3 protein-coding genes and 1 pseudogene are annotated in these 6940 nt (G+C 60.2%); 3 read left to right on the top strand and 1 reads right to left on the bottom strand.

Features of this window, described 5'->3' with window-relative positions:
* Positions 1-430: 430 nt before the first annotated feature.
* The 3 genes from ABDW21_RS13135 to ABDW21_RS13125 all read left to right on the top strand — a co-directional run bounded on the left by ABDW21_RS13135 (position 431) and on the right by ABDW21_RS13125 (position 6797).
* Positions 431-850: an MmpS family protein gene (locus tag ABDW21_RS13135; protein WP_343599280.1), complete on the top strand. Its 420-nt coding sequence runs from the start codon at positions 431-433 to the stop codon at positions 848-850.
* On the top strand, positions 847-3726 hold the full coding sequence (locus ABDW21_RS13130) for an RND family transporter (RefSeq protein ID WP_343599273.1): 2880 nt from the start codon (positions 847-849) through the stop codon (positions 3724-3726). The genes ABDW21_RS13135 and ABDW21_RS13130 overlap by 4 nt, the downstream gene beginning before the upstream one ends.
* Positions 3727-3884: 158 nt before the next feature.
* Positions 3885-6797, top strand: a complete 2913-nt coding sequence (locus tag ABDW21_RS13125; protein WP_343599274.1) for an RND family transporter — start codon at positions 3885-3887, stop codon at positions 6795-6797.
* Between the two features lie 58 nt (positions 6798-6855).
* Here the strand turns inward: ABDW21_RS13125 and ABDW21_RS13120 are convergent.
* Positions 6856-6940, bottom strand: a pseudogene (locus tag ABDW21_RS13120) (macrocin O-methyltransferase); the annotation flags it as partial.

Genomic DNA, 6940 nt, shown 5'->3' with positions numbered 1-6940 from the left:
GCCCGGAGCACCCGTGGCGCCGCCATCCGCAATCGTGTCCAACAGGGTATCGTCTGGCCTACTCCGCCGGGCTTTCCGGCCGCCGTTCTCGGTCATCGGTGTCCGGACGGCGAGGCGGTGTTCGGTTCCGGGAACTACACCGGGAAGGTGATCGGAACCCGACCCCGTGGACGGACCTGATGGCCTTTACTATAAAGTTCGTCGTTGCTCTCGTGTCGGTTAGGGTGGTGCGGTGGTCGAAGGCATTGTGCGCGATGTCGAGCGCGAACCCTACGACGACCTCGCTGACGTGGACGGCCACGACCCTGACCAACGGTCCGGCCGCGACTCTTTTCCGCCGGGACCTGCTGCCCCACCGTCACCTGCACCGTCAACACCGGGTCGACCGGGACAGGGTCGTCGAAGTCCCGCATTCGTGATCTTCGCAGCCTTGAAGCGGCTGTGGATTCCGCTCGTCATACTGATTGTGATCGGGACTGGAGGATTCACCGTGGCGCGGCTGCACGGCATCTTCGGCTCGGAGAAACGCCCCTCCTACGCCGACACCAGAACCGACGACTCCAAACCCTTCAACCCCAAGCACCTGAGGTACGAGATCTTCGGGCCACCGGGGACTCTGGCCGAGATCAGCTATTTCGACGCCAACGGTGACCCGCAGCGAGTCAAAGGGGCCCACTTGCCGTGGTCTTTGGAGTTCGCGATCACCGCCGCAACGGCCGCCGGAAGCATCGCAGCCCAGGGTGACAGTGACAGCATCGGCTGCCGCGTCCTCGTTGACGGTAAGGTCAGATCCGAGAAGATCACGCACGAAGTGAGCGCCTTCACCTTCTGCAATTTGAAGGCCGAATGAGCAACCATCAGCTGCGCAACAGTCCGCCACTGGTAGCGCGGACGATCCGTCGGTTTTCGGTGCCCATCATCTTGGCGTGGTTGGCGATCATCGTGGGCCTGGGTGTGGGGGTCCCCTCGCTGGAGCAGGTCGAGAAAGAGCATTCAGTATCTCTGAATCCTAAAGATGCGCCGGCCTTCGAAGCGTCAAAGCGCGTCAACGAGGACTTCAAGCAATCTAAGTACGGCAGTGTCGCGATGATCGTCCTGGAGGGCCAGCAACCCCTCGACGACGAAGCTCACAAATACTACGACCGTCTGATTCGTCAGCTCAAAGACGATCCGGAGCATGTACAGCACATCCAGGATTTCTGGAGCGATCCGCTCACGGCAGGTGCCGCGCAAAGTGCCGACGGTAAGGCCGCGTACGTTCAACTAGCTCTGGCCGGCAACCCCGGGCAGGCATTGGCCACCCAATCGATTGAAGCCGTCGAGCGCATAGTTGACCAAACGCCGGCACCGCCTGGTGTCACGGCGTATGTCACCGGTCCTGCTGCGATCGCGACGGACATGAGCCACAGTGGCGACAGGACGGTCGCCATAGTCACGGCGGTCAGCGTCGCAGTGATCTTTACTACGTTGCTTCTCGTCTACCGTTCGGTGATCACCGTCGTTCTGCTGTTGCTGGTGGTCGGGGTGGAATTGCTGGTGGCCCGAGGGGTCGTCGCGTTCCTCGCTCACAACAACATCATCGGTCTGACGACCTTCGCCGTTAATTTGTTGGTTTCCCTGGGGATCGCGGCTGGAACGGACTACGGGATATTTTTCATCGGGCGGTATCAGGAGGCGCGGCAGGCCGGCGAGGACCGGGAAACGGCGTTCTACACCACTTATCGCGGAACCGCCAAGGTGGTCCTGGCATCCGGTTTGACGATCGCCGGTGCGATGTTCTGCCTGACCTTCACACGGCTCCCCACTTTCCACGCCCTGGGCGTACCGTGCGCGGTGGGCATAACGGTCGCGGTCATGGTTGCGCTCACGCTGGTCCCGGCAGTTCTTACGGTGGGGAGCCGTTTCGGCCTGTTCGAACCGAAACGGACAATCAGGGTCCGCGGATGGCGGCGAATAGGCACGGTGATCGCGCGGTGGCCCGCGCCCATTCTCGTCTCGACGGTAGCTGTCGCGCTGATCGGGCTACTGGCGCTGCCGGGATTCAAACCCAGCTACAACGACCAGAACTTCATCCCCAAGGACATCCCCGCCAGTATGGGCATCGCGGCCGCATCGCGACATTTTTCCCAGTCCGCGATGATGTCACCCGAGATCCTCCTGGTGGAGTCCGATCACGATCTTCGAAACCCGGCAGACTTTCTGGTGTTGAACAAACTGGCCAAGGCCGTGCTGGCTGTTCCGGGCGTCTCCAGGGTGCAGTCGGTAACTCGGCCCGAAGGAACTCCGATCGGGCATACGTCGATACCGTATTTGTTGAGCATGCAACAGGCCGGCCTGCTACAGAATATGGCGTTCCAAAAGGAGCGGATGAACGACCTTCTCAAGCAGGCCGATGAGATGGCAGAGACGATCAACATCATGCAGCGCATGTATGGTCTGATGCAACAATTGGTCGCCACGACCCATCACATGGTCGGCGAAACCCATGACATGGCGGAGATCACCGATGAGTTGCGAGACCATCTCGCGGATTTCGAAGATTTCTTCAGGCCGATCCGCAGTTACTTCTACTGGGAGCGACACTGCTACGACATTCCCATCTGCTTCTCGCTCAAATCCGTATTTGATTCGGTGGACGGTGTCGACCAGGTCGCCGAGAAGCTGCAGATTCTGACCGCCGACCTCGATCAGCTGGATGTGATCATGCCGCAACTGCTCACGCAGTTCCCGCCGATGATCGAGATCATGCAGAGCATGCGGACCATGATGCTGACGATGCACAGCACCATGATGGGAATCCTCGGCGAGATGGACGAGAACAGCGCGAACGCGACGGCCATGGGAAAGGCCTTCGACAGCGCCAAGAACGACGACTCATTCTACCTTCCTCCGGATGCCTTCAAGAACTCGGATTTCAAACGGGTCATCAAAATATTCCTGTCGCCGGACGGGAAGGCCGCCCGCATGCTCATCTCGCTGAGGGGCGATCCTGCATCGCCCGACGGCATAGCGCTGGCCGAGCCGATCAGAGCTGCGGCCGAGGAGGCGCTCAAGGGAACTCCGCTGGAAGACTCGAAGATTTATCTCACCGGCACGTCAGCTATAACGAAAGACATCGTGGTGGGCTCGAAATACGATCTCATGATCGCGGGAGTCGCTGCGCTCTGTCTTACTTTCATGATCATGCTGATCATCACGAGAAGTCTTGTTGCCGCGTTGGTGATCGTCGGTACGGTGCTGCTCTCGCTGGGCGCTTCCTTCGGGCTTTCCGTGCTGGTCTGGCAGCATTTACTCGGTGTGCAAATACACTGGGCGGTGCTCGCGATGTCGGTGTTGATCCTGCTGGCGGTGGGTTCTGACTACAACTTGCTGTTGGTCTCCCGGCTGAAAGAAGAAATAGGAGCCGGCATAAAAACAGGCATCATTCGCGCGATGGGCGGTACCGGCAAGGTCGTCACGAACGCGGGGCTGGTGTTCGCGTTCACCATGGCGTCCATGCTGGTCAGCGACCTGCGCAGCATCGGCCAGGTGGGCACGACAATCGGGATTGGTCTGCTGTTCGACACGTTGGTGGTGCGTGCGTTCATGACACCGGCTATTGCCGCTCTGCTGGGGCGCTGGTTCTGGTGGCCGCAACGAGTGCGCTCCCGCCCCGCCAGCGCGTTGACTCGGCCTTCAGGACCTCGTCCGCTGGTCACTGCCTTGCTGGTCAGGCAGCACCAGTAAGTGGCGGATTTCCGGTATAGGACGGCAGCCGTGGGAAGCGTCGTGGCAGCGGATGACACCGACAGCCTTGGCTGCCGCTTCGCGGTGGGCGCTGTGGTCACAGCCGAGAGGGTTCCGCACGAACTGGCCTCCCCTGCCATCTGCGTGGGGAGGACGGCATGAGTACCGAACGCCCTCAGATCCCCTTCATAGCCCGGACGATCCGCAGGTTTTCGTGGTTCATCATCCTGGCCTGGGTGGCGCTGACTCTGCTTGTGACCCTGGCGGTTCCATGGCTGGAGCGGGTCGGCCGCGAGCACTCCGTACCGCTGAGTCCCCGGGACGCGCCGGCGGTGCAGGCCATGACGCGCATGGGCAGGGATTTCCAAGAATCCGATTCGGACAGTTTTGCGATGATCGTGCTGGAGGGTCAGCAACGGCTCGGGGTCGAAGCTCACACGTACTACGACGGGTTGGTTCGTAAATTAAGAAGCGACTCTGAGCATGTCGAGTTCGTGCAAGATCTGTGGGGGAATCGAGTCACGGCGTCGGGCGCGCAAAGTACCGACGGTAAGGCCGTATATGCGCAATTGAATCTGGCCGGCAACCAAGGCACGACCCTGGGACAGGAGTCCGTGGCGGCGGTCCGGGATATCGTCAAGCAGATGCCGCCGCCTCCCGGTGTCAAGGTCCACGTCACAGGCCCGTCCGCGCTCGCTTCAGATCTGCAGCGCAGTGGTGACAAATCAGTTCTGAAGATGACCGTCGTAGGAACGGTGATAATCTTCACGGTACTGTTTATTGTCTACCGTTCGGTCACCACCGTGGTTCTGCTGTTGGTCACCGTCGGGATCGAATTATTTGCGGCGCGGGGCATCGTCGCGTTTCTCGGTGATAAATCTATTGTTGTCCTCTCTACGTTCTCCATTAATCTGCTGCAAGCCCTCGCGATGGCGGCCGGAACCGATTACGCGATATTTTTCTGCGGTCGATATCAGGAGGCACGTCAGGCCGGCCAGGACCCGGAAACGGCCTACTACACCACCTACCGTGGGGTCGCTCCCGTCGTCCTGGGCTCCGGTTTGACGATCGCCGGGGCAATGCTGTGCCTGAGTTCCACGCGGATGCCCATCTTCCAAACCATAGGCATGCCGTGCGCCGTGGGAATGCTCGTGGCGGTCGCGGTCGCGCTGACACTGGTTCCGGCGGTTCTGACCGTCGGAAGCCGCTTCGGCCTGTTCGATCCCAAGCGCACGATCATGGTCCGGCGATGGCGGCGCATCGGCACGGCGGTCGTCCGCTGGCCCGCCCCCATTCTCGCCGCGACGTCAGCGGTCGCGCTGATCGGGCTGGTGACACTGCCCGGCTACAAAACGAGCTACAACGACCGTCTCTACATACCCAAGGACATTCCAGCTAATTCGGGATACGCGGTCGCTGATCGCCATTTTACGCAATCACGGATGATGCCCGACATCCTACTCGTCGAAGCTCGTCATGATATGCGCAATCCGGCAGACTTTCTTGTGTTGCACAAACTTGCCAAGGCGATTTTTCGGATTCGGGGTATCTCCCGGGTGCAGGGCATAACGCGACCCGAGGGAACGCCGATTCAGCACACGTCGATACCTTTCCTCATCAGTCTGCAGAACGCGGGCCAGCTCCAGAGTCTGAAGTTCATGGAGAAGCGGATCGACGACATGCTGACGCAGGCCGACATGCTGACCAGGCAAGTCGCGGTCATGGAGCGGTTATACGATTTGCAGCTGCAGATCACCGAAAATACCCACCACTCGATCGGTGTGACAAAGGACATGCAGGTCATTACCGACGAGCTGAGAGACCACTTCGCGGATTTCGTGGACTTCTTCAGGCCGATTCAGAGTTACTTCTACTGGGAGAAGCACTGCTTCGACATTCCCATATGCTGGTCGTTGAGGTCGATATTCGATACGCTCGACGGCGTCGATTTGCTGACCGACAAGCTTGGAGACGTGGTGCAGGACCTCGACGTCCTGGACAGGCTGTTGCCGCAGCTGGTTGAACCGTTCCCGCTGCTGATCGCGACCGTCAGGGATGCGCGGCACATGATCCTGACGATGCACAGCACCATGGCCGGGATGTTCGGCGAGATCGACGATGCTGGTCAGGATGCCACCGCCATGGGACAGGCGTTCGACGACTCGAAGAACGACGATTCGTTTTATCTGCCTCCGGAGGTTTTCGAGAACCCGGACTTCAAGCGGGCAATGGATTCCTTTTTGTCTCCGGACGGGAGAGCGGCTCGTTTCATCATTACCCATAAGGGCGATCCCGCCTCGCCCGAGGGGATAGCGCGGATCAATCAGATAAAGACGGCGGCTGAGGAGGCGCTCAAGACCACACCTCTGGAGGACGCCAAGATCTACATCGCCGGCACCGCGTCGACATTCAAGGACTTCCACGACGGCTCCAAATATGATTTATGGATCGCGGGAGTTGGAGCGCTCTGCCTGATCTTCATCATCATGCTTATCCTTACGCGAAGCCTTGTTGCCGCCTTGGTTATCGTAGGTACGGTGGCACTTTCATTGGGTGCGTCGTTTGGGCTGTCGGTGCTGATCTGGCAATATATTTTGGGCATGAAATTGCACTGGATGGTGCTGCCCATGTCCGTGATCATCCTCTTGGCCGTGGGCTCAGACTACAATTTGCTGCTGGTATCCCGGGCCAAGGAAGAAATATCCGCCGGTTTGAACACGGGCATCATCCGCGCGATGGGGAGCACTGGCAAAGTCGTGACGAACGCGGGCTTGGTGTTCGCGTTCACCATGGGCGCGATGGTGGCCAGCGACCTGCGGATCATCGGCCAAGTCGGCACCACAATCGGGCTGGGCCTGCTGTTCGACACCTTGGTCGTGCGCTCCTTCATGACACCGTCTATCGCCGCGCTGCTGGGACGTTGGTTCTGGTGGCCGCAGGCAGTTCGTCCGCGCCCGGCCAGTCAACCGCTTCGGCCGGTATCACCGCGCCCTCGGGTGCGGGACGCGCCGCTGTGGGAGGAGCACCACGACGACGCGATCACCGCCGAACTGCCGAGGCCGTTGGTCTAGGTTCCGCGCAGAGCCGACAATCTTCCGGCAGGGATGATCACGCGCCGGGGTGTGGTGGTCATTGTTTGCGCCAGAGCACGCCGGTGCCGTCGATGTCGACGATCTCCTCGGTGATGCCGTGGCTGGCGCGGTAGTCGGTGACG

This window comes from Mycobacterium sp. (genome assembly GCF_039583805.1).
GTDB lineage: Bacteria > Actinomycetota > Actinomycetes > Mycobacteriales > Mycobacteriaceae > Mycobacterium.
Note: the sequence above shows the minus strand (reverse complement) of the source record. Positions and strands in the feature narration are given on the sequence as shown.

Coding starts and splice junctions, on each gene's coding strand:
- ABDW21_RS13130 (WP_343599273.1), top strand. CDS start 847: ATGAGCAACCATCAGCTGCGCAACAGTCCGCCACTGGTAGCGCGGACG.
- ABDW21_RS13125 (WP_343599274.1), top strand. CDS start 3,885: ATGAGTACCGAACGCCCTCAGATCCCCTTCATAGCCCGGACGATCCGC.